This window comes from Streptococcus sp. TATVAM-FAB8 (assembly GCF_046592795.1).
In the GTDB taxonomy this organism is placed as follows: Bacteria; Bacillota; Bacilli; order Lactobacillales; family Streptococcaceae; genus Streptococcus; species Streptococcus ruminicola.
Genome location: NZ_JAWVPQ010000011.1, coordinates 38,924 through 59,756 on the forward strand (window position 1 = coordinate 38,924; position 20,833 = coordinate 59,756).

Annotated in this window: 22 protein-coding genes; 3 read left to right on the top strand and 19 right to left on the bottom strand. The window is 37.1% G+C overall.

The features are described 5' to 3' along the window. Positions 1 to 97: 97 nt before the first annotated feature. From SFC32_RS06775 to rbr, 3 genes are all read left to right on the top strand, one after another. Positions 98 to 2,302 carry an ABC transporter substrate-binding protein/permease gene (locus SFC32_RS06775; protein WP_411050087.1) on the top strand — a complete coding sequence of 735 codons (2,205 nt, stop codon included), beginning with the start codon at positions 98 to 100 and terminating at the stop codon, positions 2,300 to 2,302. Further along, a complete protein-coding gene (locus tag SFC32_RS06780) occupies positions 2,302 to 3,042 on the top strand; it encodes an amino acid ABC transporter ATP-binding protein (RefSeq protein WP_039696658.1) in 741 nt (246 codons plus the stop codon). The genes SFC32_RS06775 and SFC32_RS06780 overlap by 1 nt, the downstream gene beginning before the upstream one ends. A 307-nt stretch (positions 3,043 to 3,349) precedes the next feature. Further along, the gene (gene rbr / locus SFC32_RS06785) at positions 3,350 to 3,886 is read left to right on the top strand and encodes a rubrerythrin (RefSeq protein ID WP_039696657.1); all 537 of its coding nucleotides are present in this window, start codon (positions 3,350 to 3,352) and stop codon (positions 3,884 to 3,886) included. Positions 3,887 to 4,265: 379 nt separating this feature from the next. On the opposite strand, the gene SFC32_RS06790 is transcribed toward rbr, so the two are convergent. The 19 genes from SFC32_RS06790 to SFC32_RS06880 form a co-directional block, all read right to left on the bottom strand. After that, the gene (locus tag SFC32_RS06790) at positions 4,266 to 4,448 is read right to left on the bottom strand and encodes a hypothetical protein (RefSeq protein ID WP_411050086.1); all 183 of its coding nucleotides are present in this window, start codon (positions 4,446 to 4,448) and stop codon (positions 4,266 to 4,268) included. Between the two features lie 291 nt (positions 4,449 to 4,739). Further along, positions 4,740 to 6,053 (bottom strand): GTPase ObgE, encoded by a 1,314-nt coding sequence (obgE, locus tag SFC32_RS06795; protein WP_039696654.1) that lies wholly within the window; start codon positions 6,051 to 6,053, stop codon positions 4,740 to 4,742. An 85-nt stretch (positions 6,054 to 6,138) separates the two neighbouring features. Next, positions 6,139 to 6,267, bottom strand: a complete 129-nt coding sequence (locus SFC32_RS06800; protein WP_003065505.1) for a DUF4044 domain-containing protein — start codon at positions 6,265 to 6,267, stop codon at positions 6,139 to 6,141. 83 nt (positions 6,268 to 6,350) lie between these two features. Continuing rightward, the gene (locus SFC32_RS06805) at positions 6,351 to 7,079 is read right to left on the bottom strand and encodes a pseudouridine synthase (RefSeq protein ID WP_411050085.1); all 729 of its coding nucleotides are present in this window, start codon (positions 7,077 to 7,079) and stop codon (positions 6,351 to 6,353) included. Positions 7,080 to 7,183: 104 nt separating this feature from the next. Then, positions 7,184 to 8,830, bottom strand: a complete 1,647-nt coding sequence (locus tag SFC32_RS06810) for a peptide ABC transporter substrate-binding protein (RefSeq protein WP_411050084.1) — start codon at positions 8,828 to 8,830, stop codon at positions 7,184 to 7,186. Between the two features lie 410 nt (positions 8,831 to 9,240). Beyond that, positions 9,241 to 10,890: a peptide ABC transporter substrate-binding protein gene (locus tag SFC32_RS06815; RefSeq protein ID WP_411050153.1), complete on the bottom strand. Its 1,650-nt coding sequence runs from the start codon at positions 10,888 to 10,890 to the stop codon at positions 9,241 to 9,243. Positions 10,891 to 11,234: 344 nt separating this feature from the next. Next, complete coding sequence (locus SFC32_RS06820) at positions 11,235 to 12,890, bottom strand: SulP family inorganic anion transporter (protein WP_411050152.1); 1,656 nt, start codon at positions 12,888 to 12,890, stop codon at positions 11,235 to 11,237. A gap of 230 nt (positions 12,891 to 13,120) precedes the next feature. After that, a complete protein-coding gene (locus tag SFC32_RS06825) occupies positions 13,121 to 13,333 on the bottom strand; it encodes a hypothetical protein (protein ID WP_411216641.1) in 213 nt (70 codons plus the stop codon). Between the two features lie 87 nt (positions 13,334 to 13,420). Then, positions 13,421 to 13,897 (bottom strand): nucleoside deaminase, encoded by a 477-nt coding sequence (locus SFC32_RS06830; protein ID WP_074602331.1) that lies wholly within the window; start codon positions 13,895 to 13,897, stop codon positions 13,421 to 13,423. 189 nt (positions 13,898 to 14,086) lie between these two features. Then, positions 14,087 to 14,497: a GNAT family N-acetyltransferase gene (locus SFC32_RS06835; protein WP_074563996.1), complete on the bottom strand. Its 411-nt coding sequence runs from the start codon at positions 14,495 to 14,497 to the stop codon at positions 14,087 to 14,089. Positions 14,498 to 14,533: 36 nt separating this feature from the next. Then, complete coding sequence (locus SFC32_RS06840; RefSeq protein WP_411050151.1) at positions 14,534 to 15,010, bottom strand: GNAT family N-acetyltransferase; 477 nt, start codon at positions 15,008 to 15,010, stop codon at positions 14,534 to 14,536. A 9-nt stretch (positions 15,011 to 15,019) separates the two neighbouring features. Beyond that, positions 15,020 to 15,616: a transglutaminase domain-containing protein gene (locus tag SFC32_RS06845; protein WP_411050150.1), complete on the bottom strand. Its 597-nt coding sequence runs from the start codon at positions 15,614 to 15,616 to the stop codon at positions 15,020 to 15,022. Positions 15,617 to 15,628: 12 nt separating this feature from the next. Further along, positions 15,629 to 16,531, bottom strand: a complete 903-nt coding sequence (locus tag SFC32_RS06850) for an NAD-dependent epimerase/dehydratase family protein (RefSeq protein WP_411050149.1) — start codon at positions 16,529 to 16,531, stop codon at positions 15,629 to 15,631. Positions 16,532 to 16,718: 187 nt separating this feature from the next. Next, a complete protein-coding gene (locus SFC32_RS06855; protein ID WP_006532590.1) occupies positions 16,719 to 16,886 on the bottom strand; it encodes a hypothetical protein in 168 nt (55 codons plus the stop codon). Positions 16,887 to 16,911: 25 nt separating this feature from the next. Further along, on the bottom strand, positions 16,912 to 17,406 hold the full coding sequence (locus SFC32_RS06860; RefSeq protein WP_074602343.1) for a GNAT family N-acetyltransferase: 495 nt from the start codon (positions 17,404 to 17,406) through the stop codon (positions 16,912 to 16,914). A 25-nt stretch (positions 17,407 to 17,431) separates the two neighbouring features. Further along, positions 17,432 to 18,187 (bottom strand): GNAT family N-acetyltransferase, encoded by a 756-nt coding sequence (locus tag SFC32_RS06865; protein ID WP_411050148.1) that lies wholly within the window; start codon positions 18,185 to 18,187, stop codon positions 17,432 to 17,434. A gap of 101 nt (positions 18,188 to 18,288) precedes the next feature. Beyond that, positions 18,289 to 18,606 (bottom strand): TfoX/Sxy family protein, encoded by a 318-nt coding sequence (locus SFC32_RS06870; RefSeq protein ID WP_039696644.1) that lies wholly within the window; start codon positions 18,604 to 18,606, stop codon positions 18,289 to 18,291. 16 nt (positions 18,607 to 18,622) lie between these two features. Continuing rightward, on the bottom strand, positions 18,623 to 19,360 hold the full coding sequence (locus SFC32_RS06875; protein WP_411050147.1) for an alpha/beta fold hydrolase: 738 nt from the start codon (positions 19,358 to 19,360) through the stop codon (positions 18,623 to 18,625). A gap of 259 nt (positions 19,361 to 19,619) precedes the next feature. Continuing rightward, positions 19,620 to 20,798 (bottom strand): ryptide export MFS transporter, encoded by a 1,179-nt coding sequence (locus tag SFC32_RS06880; protein WP_411050277.1) that lies wholly within the window; start codon positions 20,796 to 20,798, stop codon positions 19,620 to 19,622. Between the last annotated feature and the right edge of the window lie 35 nt (positions 20,799 to 20,833).

Genomic DNA, 20,833 nt, shown 5'->3' on the forward strand with positions numbered 1-20,833 from the left:
TCTCATGTTAGGTTTTCTAACATGAGATAAAAACTTAAGTTGCTTAAGTGTCTGAATTTTGATATAATTAATGCAATCTATTCTAAAGGAGACTAACATGAAGCACAAATTGAAAGCTATTATGCTAGCAATGGTTTCTGCAATCTTTGTGTTTGGTGCAAATACTAACGCCGATACAATCAGTATCGTGTCTGACACTGCTTATGCCCCATTCGAATTCAAAGATTCAGATCAAGTTTATAAAGGTATTGACGTTGACATTATTAATGAAGTCGCAAACCGAGAGGGTTGGAATATCGATATGACATTCCCTGGTTTCGACGCAGCAGTTAATGCGGTTCAAGCTGGTCAAGCCGATGCCCTTATGGCTGGTACAACAGTCACAGAAGCTCGTAAAAAAGTCTTCACATTCTCAGATACTTATTACGATACAGCTGTTGTTGTCTACACTCGTAGCGATGCTAAAGTGTCTAACTATAAACAACTGTCAGGTAAAACTGTTGGTGTTAAAAACGGAACTGCTGCACAAGCATTCCTTAAAGAAAATCAAAAGAAATATGGCTATAAAATCAAAACTTTTGATACAAGCGACTTGATGAACAACAGCTTGGATGCTGGTTCAGTCTATGCTGCTATGGATGACCAACCTGTTGTCCAATACGCTATTAGCCAAGGTAAAAACTACGCTATCAATATCGACGGTGAAAAAGTCGGAAGCTTCGCTTTTGCTGTTAAAAAAGGAAGCAAATACGAATACCTCATCGACGAATTTAACCAAGCTTTTGCTGAAATGAAAAAAGATGGTACTTACGATACTATCATGGCAAAATGGCTCGGTGATTCTGATAAAGCTGCTGATCAATCAAGTGTTGTTGCCTCAAGCAGCCTAAAATTATCTGGTGACGCTTCTGCAAAGGCAACTCCAGTCAAATCAAGTTATAAAATCGTTATGGATTCTTCATTTGCCCCATTTGAGTACCAAAATGACTCAGGTAAATATGAAGGAATCGACGTTGACTTAATCAAAGCTATCGCAAAACAACAAGGTTTCAACATTGAAATCTCAAACCCAGGTTTTGATGCAGCACTTAACGCTGTCCAAGCTGGTCAAGCTGATGGTGTTATGGCTGGTATGTCAATCACTGATGCGCGTAAAGAAATCTTTGATTTCTCAGATGCTTACTACACTTCAAACATCTTGCTTGCTGTTAAAAAGGGAAGCTCAGTAAAATCATACGATGACTTAAGCGGTAAAACTGTTGGTGCCAAAAATGGTACATCATCTTACACATGGTTGTCAGAACACGCCGCTCAATACGGCTACACACTTCGTGCCTTTGATGAAGCATCTACAATGTATGATAGTTTGAACTCTGGTTCAATCGACGCCCTTATGGATGATGAAGCTGTCCTTCGTTATGCTATCAAACAAGGTCGTAACTTTGATACACCAATCGATGGTGAAAAATCTGGTGAATACGGATTTGCCGTAAACAAAGGTGCTAACCCAGAATTGCTTGAAATGTTCAACAACGGTCTTGCTGCACTTGTCAAATCAGGTGAATACGATAAAATCGTAAGCAAATACCTTGGTTCAACTGATTCTAAAAAATCAACATCATCAAGCGTTGATGAAACAACAATTTGGGGACTTATCAAAAACAACTACTCACAATTGCTTACAGGTCTTGGAACAACTCTTAGTCTAACACTAATTTCATTTGCAATTGCTATGGTTATTGGTATCATCTTTGGTATGATGGCCGTTGCTCCAAATAAAGTTCTTCGTACAATATCAGCAGTCTTTGTCGATGTTGTTCGTGGTATCCCATTGATGATCGTCGCTGCTTTCATCTTCTGGGGAATTCCAAACCTTATCGAATCAATGACAGGTCACCAAAGCCCAATCAATGATTTCCTTGCTGCAACAATCGCACTTTCATTGAACGCTGGTGCTTATATCGCTGAAATTGTTCGTGGTGGTATCGAAGCAGTTCCTAAAGGACAAATGGAAGCAAGTCGAAGCTTAGGTATCTCATACGGTAAGACAATGAAAAAAGTTATCTTGCCACAAGCTGTTCGCGTGATGTTGCCAAACTTCATCAACCAATTCGTTATTTCATTGAAAGATACAACTATCGTATCAGCAATTGGTCTTGTTGAACTCTTCCAAACAGGTAAAATCATTATCGCTCGTAACTACCAATCATTCCGTATGTACGCTATCTTAGCAATCATCTACCTTGTAATGATCACCCTTTTGACTCGTTTAGCAAAACGTCTAGAAAAGAGGCTTAAATAATGGCAGAATTAAAAATTGATGTTCAAGATTTGCATAAATCTTATGGAGATAATGAAGTCTTAAAAGGAATTACAACACAATTCCACGAAGGTGATGTTGTATGTATCATCGGCCCTTCAGGTTCAGGAAAATCAACTTTCCTTCGTACTCTTAACCTTCTTGAAACAATCACAAGTGGTAAAGTTGTTGTTGATGGTTTTGAACTATCTGACCCAAATACTGACGTCGATAAAGTTCGTGAAAATATCGGTATGGTATTCCAACACTTCAACCTTTTCCCACACATGACTGTTCTTGAAAACATCACTTTCGCTCCTATCGAATTAGGAAAAGAAAGCAAAGAAGATGCTGAAAAACACGCTATGGAACTTCTTGCAAAAGTTGGTCTTGCTGATAAACGCGACGCCAAACCAGATAGCCTATCTGGTGGTCAAAAACAACGTGTCGCTATCGCACGTAGCTTGGCAATGAATCCTGATATCATGCTCTTTGACGAACCAACTTCTGCACTTGACCCTGAAATGGTCGGTGACGTTCTTGGTGTTATGAAAGACTTGGCAGAGCAAGGTATGACCATGTTAATCGTTACCCACGAAATGGGATTTGCTCGTAAAGTTGCCAACCGTGTTATCTTCACAGACGGCGGACAATTTATTGAAGATGGAACACCAGAACAAATCTTTGATAACCCACAACACCCACGTCTAAAAGACTTCTTGAACAAAGTATTGAACGTCTAATAACACAAAAAACTAGGTTTTAAGACCTAGTTTTTTGTGTCTCCATATTGACCAAATAACAATATTTTCTTTTAACAATCTCTGTTAAAATTTTGACTTTCATTTTTGCTTTTGGTAGACTGAAGGTAAGTTATCAAGACAAGCTACAAACAAAAACTCAACCCTAATAACTTAGGGAATTACCTCACTTATGTTGACAGAAAACTCCTTTTTTAAGCGAGATATGAGCGCTAAGGTAGCAAATCCATAACTTTTTTCTGTGTAAAATCAGTAGGTATCTACTGTTTAATATAAGGAGGATTTTGATATGTCTAAGTATGCTGGTACTCAAACCGAAAAAAATTTGCAAGCTGCATTTGCTGGTGAATCTCAAGCACGCAACAAGTACACTTTCTTTGCATCAAGAGCCAAAAAAGATGGCTTTGAACAAATCGCAGAACTTTTCTTGAAGACAGCTGACAACGAAAAAGAACATGCCAAAATGTGGTATAAAGAACTCTTTGGCATTGGTGATACTGCCGAAAACTTGGAAACTGCTGCAGATGGTGAAAACTACGAATGGACGGATATGTATGTTGAATTCGCCAAAACCGCCGAAAAAGAAGGATTCCCTCAACTTGCTAAAAAATTCCTCATGGTTGCTGAAATCGAAAAGCACCACGAAGAACGCTATCGTGCTCTTCTCAAAAATGTCGAAACTGCTAAAGTCTTTGAAAAGAGCGAAGTTAAGATTTGGGAATGTCGCAACTGTGGTCACATTATTGTTGGTACAAAAGCACCAAAAGTTTGCCCAGTCTGCGCTCACGCTCAATCTTACTTTGAAGTCCGAGCTGAAAATTATTAATTTCAAAAATCCTCAGCCTTTTGACTGGGGATTTTCGCATATTCTTTGACAAAAATAGCACTCTTTTGCTAAAATGAAAGCAAATCAAGTAGGAGGAATTTAAGCAATGAACAACTAAGGACAAAACGTTTTGGTATACCATATCAGGTTTTGTTTTTAGTGCACTTCTCTATTCTCTTGCTTATCCATCAGACGTGTTGGGTATTTTTAGCGTTGACCATAATGAGATTCACACTCTACCTGCTATGGTAGAGTGTGTTTTTTTGAAAGCGAGGATCTTATGCTAGAAATTAATCAGTTAAAATATTTCACCGCTTGCCTCAGTTAACAGCAACTAAAAAAGCCCAGCCAAAAAGCTGAGCTTAAGTAGGAGTGCAGGTTAAGACTCGTGGTCTTCTGCTTCTCCTGCTTTTTCTTTTGCTAATTTTTCACGTTCTAAGCGAAAACGTCGATTGGGATTAAGGGTATTGAAAAGTTCTTCTAGCTTTTCAGCATTCCAAACATCGGCTGCTGATACAAAATTACCATCTTTATCTCTAAAAGATATCGGTTTTTCACCCATAAGAACCTCCCGTTAAAAATATCTATAAAACTTATTATCGTTGATAAACACCTGCTACGACATGAGAAAATGGGTTCGACATTAAACCATTATCAAACTAGTAAGATGCCTAGGCAACGCTCTATAGAGCTTGCCACAACTGTTAATTAGTATACCAATTAGTAATAGCTAACATAACAATCGAACACGTCCTACGAGCTGGGCAAAAAAGATAATTTTTCCTAGAGCTCATTGCTCTTCGTTAAAATTTCTATTTTTGCTTTGCTCGCTTAACGGACTTTGTATCTTATATTAATCCACGAATTCGAATTCGAAGTTACCAATACGTACAATATCTCCGTCTTTAGCACCACGTTCACGAAGGGCTTCATCGACACCCATACCGCGCAATTGACGGGCAAATTTCATAACTGATTCGTCACGTTCCATATTTGTCATGACAAAGAGTTTTTCAAGTTTTTCACCTGACAATACCCAAGCAGCATCGTCATCACGTGAAATTTCAAACGGACGTTCGTCTGGATCAAATCCGTAGTAAACTTCTTCATCAATCATATCATCTTCAGTGTAAAGCAAGAATTCATCAGTCTTGTCAAGCAACTCTGCTGTTGCTTCCATCAGATTTTCCAAACCTTGGTGAGCTAAGCTTGAAATTGGGAAAATCATTGGCATTTCATCGAAATCATCGTAATTTGCTGCCAATTTTTCTTTGAAGACTTTCAAGTTTTCTTCTGCTTCTGGCATGTCCATCTTGTTAGCAACAATGATTTGTGGACGTTCCATCAAACGAAGGTTATAAGTTTCAAGCTCATTATTAATTGAAACATAATCTTCGTAAGGGTCACGGCCTTCACTTGCTGACATGTCGATAACGTGCAAGATAACACGTGTACGCTCGATGTGACGAAGGAATTGCGTTCCAAGACCTACACCTTGTGAAGCTCCTTCAATCAATCCTGGAAGGTCAGCCATGGCAAAGCTGTCACCTGATTTTGTGCGAACCATACCTAGATTAGGTACAATAGTTGTAAAGTGATAAGCACCGATTTTTGGTTTAGCAGCAGTTACTACACTCAACAATGTTGACTTACCAACTGATGGGAATCCAACCAAACCAACATCTGCCAAGATTTTCAATTCAAGTTGAAGTTCACGTTCTTCACCTGGTTCACCATTTTCGGCAATTTCTGGTGCAGGGTTACGTGGTGTCGCAAAGCGGATATTACCACGTCCACCACGTCCACCATGAGCCACAACAAATTCTTGACCATTTTCAACGAGGTCAGTGATAACTTTATTTGTCTCAGCATCACGAACAGTTGTTCCTTGTGGGACACGAACAATAAGGTCTTCTGCACCACGTCCGTGCATTCCCTTTGTCATCCCTTTTTCACCAGATTTAGCTTTAAAAATACGGTTGTAACGGAAGTCCATCAATGTACGAAGTCCTTCGTCAACTTTAAAGATGACTGAGCCACCTTTACCACCGTCACCTCCCCAAGGACCGCCATTAGGGACGTATTTTTCACGACGGAAGGCAACCATGCCATCACCACCACGACCAGCTTTAACGCTGATTTTGGCAGTATCTAAAAACATACTCATTATTAATTCCTATTCTTTCATTGTAATAACTGTTGCACTAAAATTGGATGTGCAAAAGCATAAAAAAACGCCTCTTCAGCGTTCTTTAAATAATTGAACCAATAGCAGTCGCAATAAGACCACCTACAGTTACTAGAACCATTAAGATAACAACTACTAAAGTCAGTTTTTCAAACGCTGTTTTTTTACGTGGTCCGTTTTCACCAAATGCCACCTTAATACACCTCGCTCAATTGATTTTATTACTATTATCTTAACATGATTAGGCTAAATAATCAAATAAGTACTGTAAGAAATTTACAGCTCAACGGCAAATACTTCTAGTTTCGCTAGCTCTTCTGCTGTCAATCGACGCCACTCACCTAGTGATAAGTTTTCATCCAATTGTAATGGTCCCATACTCAAACGTTCTAGGTCTGTAACTTCTTTGCCACAAGCTAAAACCATGCGTTTAACTTGGTGGAATTTGCCTTCTTTAATCGTAATAGCCACTAAGCTTGTCTTGGCAGCTTCATCAATTTCTAAAATCTCTAGCTGCGCTGGTTGACACGTGAAATCTTTCAACTCGATGCCTTTAGCAAAATGCTCGACATCTTTAGCTGTCATAATCCCAGCTACTTTAGCGAGATAAAGCTTATCAACATGCTTTTTAGGCGAAAGCATGGCATGCGCCAATTTCCCATTATTTGTCAAAAGCAAAAGTCCGTGAGTATCAATATCTAATCGTCCAACAGGAAAGACTTCTTTATCCCAAGCGGTCTTATCAAGTAAATCCAAAACCGTCTTATGATGATTGTCCTCAGTTGCAGAAATGACTCCTTTTGGCTTATTAAGCATGTAATAAACGTATTTTTCATAAGACAGATTTTGTCCCTGACAAATGACTTGATCTACTTTTTCATCGATTTGTGTCTTGGGAGAGGTCTCGATTTTTCCATTGACAGAGACTTGTTTTTTCTTAAGAAGTTGTTTGACTTCTGTGCGTGAGCCTTGACCTGCTTCAACTAAAAATTTATCTAAACGCATATATTTCCTTTTACTAATATGATACTTTCATTGTACCATTTTTTAAGTCATAAAAAAACAAGGCTCGATAGGCTCGAACCTTGTCTTATCATCACTAGAATGATTTATTTTTTGTATGCGTGAGTGAAGTCAACTTGCAATCCTGTTGAGTTACGTACAAGACCTTTAAGGTCAGGATTTTGAAGTGATTTAGTGCTACGGAAGTAGATTGGGTTGTAAAGTGCGTTATCATAAAGAGCTTTTTCAGCAGCTTTATAATCATCAGCAGCAGCTTTAGCATCTAGAGCGTCTGTAGTGATGGCTTTTTGGTAAGCAGCATCGTAATCAGCATTTGAGAATTTACCGTAGTTGTATGATGAACCAGTAGTAAAGAGTCCATAGAATGTTGATCCTTCTGGATAGTCACCACCCCAAAGAACAAGGGCAACATCGAAGTTTTGGTTCTTAGTATCTTCAAGACGTTGTTTAAAAGTAACGAATTTTTCTTCAACTTTCAAGCCTGGAAGAGCTTCTTCCCAAGTTTGTTTGATGTAGTCAACAGCAGCTTTAGCAACTGGAGTATCTGAGTCAGCAGTTACAGTCAATTTAACTGAATCTGTACCAAGTTCAGCAAGACCTTCTTTGAAGAGTTTAGTTGCTTCTTTTTTATTGTATGAGTAGCCTGGTGATACATATTTAGCCAAGTCTGTTCCATCAGGGAGTTTTTCAAGACCTGTTGGTGCAAGGGCAGTTGCAGCTTTTGAACCAGTGTCGATGGCAGCTTTAACGATACCTGCACGGTCAGTTGCAAGGTTAAGTGCTTGACGAACTTTAAGGTTGTTCAAAGCAGTAACTGTACCAGTTTGGTTGTAAACCATGTAAGCTGTTGTTGCTTCTGGAACTGGAACAACATCTTTACGATTTTTGTTAGCTTTGAATGTAGCTTCTGTATTTGAGATGTTTGCTGTATCAAGGTCACCATCTTTGTACATTTGAACAGCTGTATCAGGTTTCTTGATTGTTTGAACGTTTACTTTCTTAGTTTTAACGTCTTTAGCATCCCAGTAGTATTTGTTTTTCACAAGTGTGAAGTTACCATTTGTACCGTTCCATTTTGAAACTGTGTATGGACCAGAGTACAATGATTTTTCAGAAGTTGTACCGTATTGGTCACCTGCTTTTTCAACAAATGCTTTACTTTGTGGCATGAAGTTTGCAAATGATAGAAGACTCATGAACTGTGGAGAAGGGTTTGACAAAGTAAAGATAACTTTGTTGCCGTCAGCTTTAACACCAAGTTGGTCAACACCTTTAGTACCTGCAATAACATCTTCAGCGTTCAAAACATGCGCATCTGAAACAAGATATGAGTATTCAGAAGCTGTTTTTGGATCAGCAATACGTTGCCAGCTGTATACGAAGTCTTCAGCTGTCAATTTGCTACCATCTGACCATTTAAGGTTATCACGAAGTGTAGCTGTGTATGTTAAACCATCTTCAGATACTTCAACTTTTTCAGCCAAATCAGGTTTCAAATCACCTTTTTCATCAACACGAAGAAGGTTACTTCCTGAGTTACCAATAGCAATTGATGAGTAAGTATCAGTTACTTTTGAAATATCAAGTGTGCTGATTTCAGTTGGTACAAACCAATTGATATCTTTGCTAGCAGATTTTGATGATGAATTATTTCCACCACATGCTGCTAGTGTAGCAGCAGACAACAATGTGACAGCCCCAAGACCGACACGTTTTAAAGTTTTGATCTCCATAATAGATCCTCCTACCATATAACTTTCTTTCGGTATGTTATGTATTATAACACAATATTATCTAAAAATACAGAAAATTTGAAAATTAATTAAAATTTCAAAAAGATTGCTTACACTCATTTTTCACTCATTTTGCAAACATTTAGACTGATAGAGATGGAAATTGTTCGTTATTTTATAAAAATTCACTTGTTTTGGTGATTTACAATCAGTTTTCTTTTATCATTTTCAGCGATTATTAGAGTTTTAATCACTCAAATAATCATACTTTTCAAAGTATTTGTCAGCGTATAAAAGCTGACATCGTTTTACATATTTTTACATATTTTTACATAAAAAGTATAAATATCACACAAAAAAATAAGCCCAAACATCAGTTGGGCTTATTTGGTTAAACTAAATTCTAATGCTTACTTTTTATAAGCATGGCTAAAGTCCACTGTTAGACCTGTTGAGTTACGAACAAGGTTTTTAAGATCTGGATTTTGAAGCCATTCAGTACTACGGAAGTAAATTGGATTGTAGTGTGCACCTTCGTAAAGGACTTTTTCAGCTGCTTTATAATCCGCTGCTGCTGCATCAGTATCCAAAGCATCAGTTGTCAAAGCTTTGTTATAAGCTTGGTCAAATTCTGGGCTTGATACTTTACCATAGTTGTAAGCTGATGCTGATGAGAATAAACCATAGAATGTTGATCCTTCTGGATAATCTCCACCCCATGATACAAGGGCAACTTCAAAGTTTTGGTTCTTAGTATCTTCAAGACGTTGTTTGAAGGTAACAAATTTTTCTTCAATCTTCAAGCCTGGAAGAGCTTCTTCCCAACTTTGTTTGATGTAGTCAACAGCTGCTTTTGTAACGGCGTCATCTGAATCAGCAGTCACTGTCAATTTAACTGAGTTTGTACCAAGTTCAGCTAAGCCTTCTTTAAATAATTTAGCGGCAGCTTTTTCGTCGTACTTGTAACCTGGTTCAACGTATTTAGAAAGGTCAGTACCATCAGTTAATTTAGCAAGTCCTGGTGTTGCAAGAGCTGTGGCTGGTTTTGATCCTGTATCGATAGCTGCTTCAACAACTCCTTTACGGTCAGTCGCTAGGTTAAGTGCTTGACGGATTTTTTCATTGGCAAGAGGAGCTACTGAACCAGTTTCGTTATAAACGATGTAAGTCATACGAGCTTCTGGTACTGGAACAGCATCTTTGTTTCCTTTATTAGCTTTATAGATAGATGATGTTGCTGAGATATTTGCTGTGTCTAGCTCACCATTTTTATACATTTGAACAGCGGTATCTGCTTTTTTGATAGCTTGAATGTTAACTTTTTTAGTCTTAACGTGTTTAGCATCCCAATAGTATTTATTTTTAACCAATGTGAAGCTACCTTCACTACCATTCCAACCTTTAATTGTATAAGGACCTGAGTAAAGTTGATTTTTTGAAGTTGTCGCGTATTTATCGCCTTCTTTTTCAACAAATGCTTTTTTCTGTGGCATGAAGTTAGAGAAGGCAAGGTAATATTTGAACTGTGGACATGGGCTTGTCAAAGTGAAAGTTACTTTGTTTCCATCTGCTTTTACTCCAAGTTGATTGAGATCATTGATTTCACCAGAATTGATTTTATCCGCATTTTCTAGGTGAGATTCAACAGCTAGATAAGAATATTCAGAAGCTGTTTTTGGATCAACCATACGTTGCCAAGTATAGACAAAATCATCTGCTGTCAAAGCACTGCCATCTGACCATTTAAGTCCATCACGCAAAGTTGCTGTGTAAGTCAAACCATCCTCAGACACTTCAACACTTTTAGCCAAGTCTGGTTTTGGATTACCATTTTTATCAACACGAAGAAGGTTACTTGATGAGTTACCAATAGCTAGTGCTGAATATTGGTCAGTATTTTTTGAAATATCAAGTGACAAGATTTCAGTCGGTGTGTACCAATTGATTTCATCTTTATTAGTAGCTGATTTGCTACCGCCACCACATGCTGCTAGTAGAGCGACAGAAGCCAAACTAACCGCTCCCAGACCAACACGTTTCCAAGTTGATTTACTTTCCATAAAATTTTTCCTCCTACCATAAACTTTCTTTCGGTATGTCTGGTATTATAACACACTATTTTCTAAAAATACAGAAAATTTTAAAATTAATAAAAATTTCAAAAACTCACTTTATGATAACAAGATGTCATTTATGACTGAAAAATGGTGAAATTGCTTGAAAATACAGGCTTTTAAGGCACTTTTATGGCAAAGCCCACTACTTCTGGTATTCTTGATTTTTCACTTTTAGCAAAGATTAAAAAATAAAAGCATAAAATTTTACGCTTCTTTCCTGCAAAATAAGTGAGAAAAACTAACACTATAATAAAAAAGAATGCCCAAAGGACACCCTTTTATCTATATTATTTTGCTAAAGTTGCTGCGCGTTTTAGTGAAGCATCAATATTTTCACAAAGATTTTCTTGACCAACTTTTTCGATAAAGCCAGCTTTTTCCATCACACGATATGGTTGTTTATTAACGTGAGATAAAATCAATGTCATGCCACGTTTTTTGCAGATTTCAAGTGTTTCTTCAAGAGCTTCAAGTCCTGAAATATCCATAGCAGGCACATTACGCATACGAAGAATCAAAACATTTTTCCCTTCTTCATGAGTGAAGTTAAGGAAGTCATTGGCTGCACCGAAAAACAATGAACCGAAGATTTCATAAACAACTGTATTACTTGGAACATGTTTCAAATCAGTGTTTTCTGAAAGTTCAGCATCATCAAGGCTATCTTTATCAACCCATTGACGAACTGCAGCAACGTCTGACATACGTTTAAGGAATAAGAAGGCAGCCAAAACCATACCAAATTCGATGGCTACAACAAGATCAAAGAAGACTGTCAATACAAGTGTAATCACCAAGACAGCAATATCACTCTTAGGTGCTTTTTTAAGCATGTGTACAAATGTACGCCATCCACTCATATTGTATGCAACCATAATCAAGATTGATGCTAAACAGCTCATTGGGATAAGTGATGCGTAAGGCATCAAGAACAAGAGGATCAAGAGCAATGTCACAGCGTGAGTCATACCAGCGATTGGTGTACGACCACCATTTTTAACGTTGGCTGCTGTACGAGCGATAGCACCTGTAGCGGGGATACCACCAAATAGAGCAGACATCATGTTACCAACACCTTGTCCGACCAATTCAGCATTTGAACGGTGTTGACTACCAATCATACCATCTGAAACCACACATGAAAGAAGTGATTCGATAGATGCCAAGATTGCAATTGTAAAGGCTGGTGAGATCATTTGACGGATAAGACCAAATGACAATTCAGGCATTGTAAATGACGGTAAACCAGCTTTGATAGTGTACAAGTCACCGATTGTTTTAACTGACATGTGACCAAATCCAACAAGAGCTGTTGTCACGATAATAGCAATAAGAGAACCTGGGATTTTTTGAGAAACACGTGGCCAGAAGATTTGGATAAGCAAAGCAATCATACCAATCAAAAGTGTAGGCCAGTTGATTGTATTGATGTGTTGAGCATAAGCTACCATTTTCTCAACGAATTCAGCTGGAACAGCCCCCATACTTAGTCCGAAGAAATCTTTTAATTGACCAACAAAGATTCCTACAGCAATACCTAATGTGAACCCAACTGTGATTGTTTTAGGAATGAATTTAATCAAATCTCCAAAACGAAGAAGCCCCATCACAATCATCATAATACCAGCTAAGAATGTAGCAATGGTAAGACCAGCCATACCATATTGGGCGATGATACCGTAGATGATGACTACGAATGCTGCTGTCGGTCCACCGATTTGAACACGACTACCACCTAAAAATGAAATAAAAAAACCTGCGACAACTGCAGTATAAAGACCTTGTTCTGGATTAACACCTGATGCAATCGCTAAAGCAATTGACAATGGTAGGGCAATGATCGCCACAATAATCCCCGCAACAAGGTCTTTTGCAAACTGTGCACCCGAATAATTTTTGAGAGTACTAAACAGTTTTGGCTTAATATACTTAAAAGCGTCCATCTTTTCCTCCTATTTTTATTTGTTCTCAGACGCTTACGAGAACTCATACTACCATTTTATCACACCGAAAGTTAGAATTCTAGGTATATCAAGGGAAAAACTAGCTTTATTTGCTAGTTTTTAGCTCCGCTAGCTTACAGATTTTGGATTTTGAATCAAAAATCATTCTGATTTAAAATTGTAAGCGCTATACGCTGTTTTAGCTGCGTTTTTTGAAAATCCACAAAAATTCAAAAGTAATTTTTCAGATTATTTTCAACCTTCAGGTGAATGATTAGATTTTTAAAATGTTTTTGATAACATTTCAAGTATTTCTTACCCATTTTTTCAGCATAAAAAATGTGAATCTCTGTATGAGCGGGAGCAATTTGAGTTGCTAATGGCGTTACCAAATCAGAATAACACTGGCAAAATAATGATTTTTTACTAACCAATCCTGCCATAAAAATACCTCAGTCATTATATCATTTTATTAACAAAAAAACTGTAGCATATTTTGCTACAGCTAATAACAACTTGAATCCTTCAATCTAATAAAGGTCATGATTCATTTTTTGATAATCATCAAATAGCTTGAGACACTCTTCGTGACATATTTGGTTTAAATAATTTTTAGGAAGATGTGACAAGCTATTAACAATGTCATCTAATTTTTCATTGCGAAAACCAATTTTTGCAATATCATCATTTGAACAGCCATAATAGATTTTATCAATGTTTGCCCAAAGACATGCTGCCAAACTAAGTAAGCTTGGTTCACCTGTTGACACCAAAATACATCCAGATAAGTCAAAGTTATTCAACTTTTGACTAGCTTCACGAATTGCCAACAATTCTCCATGGACAGTTGGATCATTTTTTCTGATTACCATATTATGACCACTACCAATGATTTCGCCGTCTTTCACAACAACTGAACCAAAAGGTCCACCATCTCCCTTATGAATTCCATCATAAGCTTCTTCAATAGCCTTTTGCATATAAATTTCTAATGTTTCATTTGACATCAAAAACACCCCTTCCTATCAGACACTTTCAGTATATCATAGGATTTTGGTAAGCGCTATCAAAAAGTGACGTTTATTTCTAAAATAAGTATTCTTAACTTTTGATAACTGCGACAAACTTTCAGCGACTTTCTCTTGTTAATTTAACAAGATATTCAGTTATTCCTTCTCACTCATTAATATAAAAAACTAAGTCCATAGCGATGTAATGAAAAGTGGTGAGCAATTTTCACTTTTAACAAAGCCACAATTCTCATAAAAGTCAATTTCCTTATTATAGCCAATCACAGCAATTCGCATGAAAGACTTGTATTTTTCTTTTACCATCTGAATCAGTTTTCTTCCGATAGTATGCCCTTGATAGTCAGGATCAACGAGCAAATAATGAATGTAGGCATTCATGATGCCATCATCCATAACACAAATCATACCTACCAGCTTCTCTCCATCCCAAGCTGAATAGACAGTCTTAAAATTCTGCATGGCAAGGACTAACTTTTCAGGGAAATGGCCTGAGGACCATTCTACTGAAAGAAATAAACGCTCTAAGTCGCTACATTTAAAATTTTGAATAGATTTATAATCAATATCTGCCGCCATCTGATTACCTCGTTTCTTCGTACAAGTACGCTTATCTTACTCACGCGCTTTATTTTGAATAATAAATTGCATTTCATCATTCATTTGACAAAAGCCGTAATTTTCATAAAGCTTTCTTCCCATTTGAGTCGCTTCAAGCGTGATGAAGTCAATGCCACGTTCTCTTGAATCAGCAATCAACAAATCCAATAAATTGCTCGCAATCCCTCGTCTACGATATTCTGGAGCCACATACATGTTCATAATATAAGCTTTTTTTCCTGACGGATTATGATAGGTTGGCATAACACGATAGTAAGAAATTGCTCCTGTTGCAACCACCTTGTCAGCATCATAAACCAAAAATGCTGTGTGATTGCCATTTGACAAAGCTTCTTGATAATACTTTTTTGAACTTTTAGTCAAATGACTTAAATCTACGGAATGCTCTAATTGATTTGCCGCCCGTAGCACTTCAATCCGTGTTGACACCAACATATCTATATCAGAAATACTAGCTTTTTTAAATAACATATCGCTCCCTTACCTCACTTCGCAAGTTAATCTATCAGGTAAATGATGCAGGTACATATCAATAGCATCTGTACTCTTTTCTAGTACCGTCATCAAGCCTTGATCTGGTTTTGCATGATTATCGTGATAATCTACCTCACCTTCTGCATCTGGATAAAAAGCTAATCGTTCCTCATCTAACGAAAACTCTGCTTGAACATTTTTCTTATTTCCTCTAGCATCTAGGCGAAGCCATTTTCCTATAGAATCAAGATAGACAGTATTAAGAGCATGGATGCAATAGCCCGTATCCGGAGTAGATCCAAGTATCAAGCGCTGGTAAGAAAAACCTGACGAAATACCATTGGTACGAAGTAGTGCTGCTAAAAGATTAGCTTTTGCCCAACAAATGCCAACACCTTCACAAAGACAATCACTTGCTGAAACTGTAACGTGCTTATCTTTAACATCCCACGAATGGTGGATGTCATCTCTCACAAAATGGAAAGTATTTTTGACCAAATCTATTTCATCTATGCTCTCATTTTTTAATTGGTGAGCAAGTTTTTGAATTTCAGGATGAAGATAATCAACATATTCACTGACTTCTAAAAATTCTTGATTCATAAACGCCCTCCCTTACTTCAAATGTTTTTCAATATAATCAAAAAATGGTTTCTTTTTGACGTCGAAGACATGGTTTTCATACCATGTGTAGGATTCTTTTAAACCAATTTCTAGAGGTGTTAGCTCTGGTAATAATTTCTCTTGCCTTTTGACATCTAAAAAGAACTCATAGTCGTAAAAACTAAAGTAATTGCGCTGATTGACCTCATCAAAGACTTCGATGAATTCTGGAATTTTATTGCTGCAGGCATAGCAGAGCTTCACCCACTGGCGAGTACTTATAACTTCAGTATTTCCTACGTTATAGAGGTGTTCTGTTGGCCGCTTTTCAATAATAGCTTCCATCATGCGGCACAAATCCTTAATATAAAAGAATTGTAATTTTAATTCACCGTGGCGTGGCAGATAAAATGGCAAATCATCCTTAGCACAATCAAAGACAAAAGCTTCGCGATAAACATTATTCATCGGTCCGTAGAGATATGGTGGACGTAAAATATAAGCTTCTGGAACCAGCTCAAGCAAACGTTTTTCTGCTGCAATCTTATCTAGACCATACTGGCCCCAGAATTTATTTTCACCAAGTTGAGAGGTTTCTAAAAATGGTTGCGCGCCGTCATCTGGATAAACAGAACTTGAACTAATCATGATATATGTTTCAAATGAGCCTATTGCTTCTACTAAACAAGAAATGTCATTAGCGTTATAAGCTGTCACATCCAAAACGATATCGAAATGGTGACTTTTCAGTCGATTGCCCAAATTATGTCGATCAGCTTGAATCACAGTCACGCCTTCGACTTGTGTCTTGGTATTTCGATTGAGCACATAGACGTCATAGCCTTTTTTAGCAAAATAAGCCGCTGTATATTTACTAACAAAAACTGTGCCACCCGTTACAAGTACTGTTTTCATCCAGAAACCTCCTTTTGAATTATCAGAATATTATGATACTTGCATTGTAGCACAAAAAGACAGCACTTACAAAGAACAACTGTTTTTTAGCTTTTATCTCGCGTCATCCTCTAAAACATTCAAAAACTGCAGCCAGAAAAGCTACAGTTTAACATCTTATTCTTTATAGATTCAATCGTCTGATAAATTACTCGCCTTCATCATCGTCATCTTTGTCAATAAATAGTCCAACCATAACCCCAAAGGCAATACCAAGTGACATCCAAAGTCCAATATTATGTGTTAGAAAACCTATTCCTGCACCAATGGCTACTCCAAATCCCATACCAATTAAGATACCATTTCCTTTAGTCATAATATTGCCCTCCTAAAATCTGAAACTATAAGTGCTTTTCAAATCGGAACATTTCTGAAGCCTCATCATCATTTGGATCTTTGTGATGGCTGTTAAAGAATTCAACAATCTTAAACCCACAGCGATTCACATAAAAATGAATGTTACGTTTTTCAAAATATGGCGTCACGGTTTCCCAGATTTTCACTTGTGGAAACATCTTTTCAATTTGACACCAAGCGCCGTAGCCAACTCCCTTACTGTGGCATTTGGGAGAAACAAAAAGCAAATCCAAATCTCCTCTATCTCCCTCGATACGGACTACAACACCACCGACAACCTTTCCATCATCAAGGATACGGTAGGCTTCTCCACTATCTATGGATTCTTCAATTGTCTCTCGAGAGATGATTTGACCATCTTCTTCAAAATGGTCATCTCGAAGACCAAATTCCTCTAAAGCTCCATAATTAAAAGCTTCTTGGTTATCTTTAATAAATTGTTCACGATCACTTGAAACAAGTGGTTTCAACTCAATCATACTTACCTCTTTTAGTGAAAAATTATTATCCTCCAACTTTTGAGACGAGTTTTAAAAATTTTTTGGCATTCATCTGCTCATTTGTAACATAATCCCCATTGTAAAAAAGAGCGTAGGTCGTTATAGGTGTCGGCGCAGCTTGCGCTGTTTTCCTATCCGTAATTTGAATAGCCTTAAAAGAAATCCCTTCTTGCTTAGCTGTTTCTTCAAGGATTGGGACATACTTAGAATTGAAAGGACATTGGCTGGTGTAATACAAAACATAACCTGATTTTTCAATGTAAGGGTGTTTGGCACAAGCTTTAAAGTTTGGTACTTTAGCATCATCGGAAAACGGCAGATACCAAAGTTGAATGCCATTATCAGCTTCATCAGCCACCTTAAAACCTTTGTAAGCTAGGTACTTTGGATCAGCAAGAAATGGTTTCTTCTTAGCTGCTGCTAAGATACACAACCCATTCTTCCCTTTTGCTGTGCTATCAGCGATACAAGCCTCCAGCAAATCAGTCGAATAACCATGACCTTTTAAAGAACCCGAAACCCAGAGACAATCAATATACATGTAATCTTCTGCCTCAATGGGATTCCAAGCCTTTTCTGCAGGAAGATACTCGATAAAACACTTGCCACGTTCAACACTTTTTAGAAAAACAAGTCCATCATCAAAGCGCTCAGATAACCAAGCTTTTTTAGATGAGACTTGAACATCTTTGTTGTTAGAAATAGCACAGCAAATATGCTCGTTTTCTAAATTATCTTTTGTCACTTGGATGTATTCCATAATCAATACCTCCTAATCACCCAAGAAAGCGTTATCACTCTTTGCTTTCATTGTAGCAAAATCAGATGATTATGACAAAAGAAAAACTAACCTTTGGTAAGCTAGTTTCTTTTTTTCTTAGGTTCTGGTAATTCTTCGTACATGGCTTGCAGCAAGCGGCTGAGTAAAGCTTTGTCATCAAGTTGATCGACTAAAAGCATCTTTTTAGCCCCTTCGTAGGGAATCTCAAGCCTTGCTTCTGGTAATAAAGCTGTAGCAGACTTAGTTGGTTTAATCAAAAAACGATTGTCATAAATCCCACCAATGACCTTACCACGGTAATAAAGGATGTATTCTCCCATCATTGAACGGTAGGAAATCTCTGGAATTTCTGAAAGTTGGTCCAATATAAAAGCTAAGTATTCTTTACTTGATGCCATATCGTTCACTCCTTAATCATAAACTCTCAAAAAGTTCTTTCACATATAAATCTGGCTGGTTAATCGCATATTGACCGTGAGCCAGACCAGCTTTGATTTCCAAGCGACTGTCTGGTAAAAGATCATGTAAATACCTTGCTGAAGCATGCATCTTTTTAGTTTCTTTTTCTCCCACAATAATGCGAACACGCGCTAACGAATTCTTCAAATTTTTCTTTACTTGATACAAGCTACTTGCTTTTGTAAAAGCAATCAAATTTTGCTTAGAAAGTTTCACTGTGTCCTCATAATAGTGTTCAAACAAATCAGCTCGAATGCCAAGGTAGCGAAACTGCATCTTTGCAAACCACTTCTTCTTAATCAAAGGAAAACTCATCGAAAATAGCGGAGCGACCAAACCTGCTGTCAATTTATCTGGAATAATGGCAGCACTTTCTACAATAGCGTACTGACAAATATCTTTTCGCAAAGCAAGCATTTCTAAAAGAATCTGACCACCAAGCGACAAACCAGCAATCAGAAAAACTGAACCACCGTAGGTTTTATCAATATAATCCAGAAGTCGCTTAGCATTATCTTCAATGCTTGTAAAATCAGCATCACTTCCAGCATGCCCATCGAGAATCGGCACAACCACATGATAATTTTTACACAGCAAATCCATCTGAGCTTGATATTGCCACCAGGACAAACCGCCACCGTGAAGTAACACGATAACGTCTTGATTTTCTTGACCAACTTCAACAACTTTCATCACAATCTCCTCCCCAAAATGCTAACAAAAAATACCAAAAGTCCTAGTAAAATAATAACACAGCACAACTAATCAAGTACCTGTTATTATATTACCATACTTTTAGTTTTATTTGATGGGGGTAATGTTTTTAGAAAGTGGGATAGAATATTTGATAATAACACAATAGGACAACTGTTAAGTAGATATCAGACTTAAAGTAGCTATGCATCAATCTCGCTACTACAATCCTCAATTTCATTAAAATCATTTTTCTGTATCACTTGAGATAGTCTCGTCTAATATAAATTAAAATAGCTTCTAAAATCAGACAAATTGCTGATAACAAAAAACTGATGGTAATGCCAAAATTCTCGGTAATATAGCTCATTAGTAACACAAATACTGAAAATGATAGTGTTGAAATCACTTCAATAACAGAATAAACATTGACCAAATTATTTTCCTCTACAGTCTCCTGAAGAAATACACTTTCAGGAACTTCTTTTAGCTGTGACAACATACCAACTAAAGCAGAAAAAAATAAAAATATCTGTGCATTTGGAAATAAAATAATGGCCAACGTCACTATTGCTATTGATACAAGAGGAAAAAGAATACTTTTCCATTTAACAGCTAGGAACTCTTCAGATAATCTGAAAGTAATTAAACCACTGGTTATAATGCCAATAGAGTATGCTGTATTTGAATATCCCCAGTAGCTTTCTGTTTTATTTAATAACTCAGTTACAAAAACAAGTATAATGGAAGAAACCCAAATCGTATTTGAGAAAATTTCAAATAAATTTGCCGAGATAAAAAGTCTTAATCTAGGATCTCTAGCAACTGACTTCCAACCTTTGACTAAAATGTCAAGATTAGCCTCTGACTCTAGCACCTCCACCTCAGCATCAGGAAGAAATAACATCATGAAGCTGGAAATTATATACAACAGTAAAATTATAAGGGTGGTAGATAAAAGGCCAATCGTTGCAAACAAGAGTCCACCTAATCCCCACCCCACCAATTGAGTAGCTTCACCACTCATTGACAATGCTGAGTTTGCCTTACCCAAATCAGTTGCATAACGTGGGACAATAGCATAGGAAACAGGTGCTGCAAAACCATCTAATATGGAAATTACAACAACAAATAGATACATCACCAAGGGCGGTACTGATTTCATGACTATAAACATTCCTACCAGTATCAACAATAATATAGTCTTTCCGAATTGAGATAAAGATAGAACCTTATTTAGTGCTAACCGTTTAGTAACTAAAGGAACTAAAATACTAGCAACAAAAGAGGATATTCCTATTAAAATAGGAACTAATGAAGTGGCAATTACTGATTTTGAAATCATGTATATGTTAGCAATGATAGTTACTCTAAAGAAAATATCTGCTAAATTTGCAAACAATTGAGAAACTAACAACTTGATAAATGAGTTAGACATACGTTACTCCCACCTTTTCTTTCAAAACTCCCATT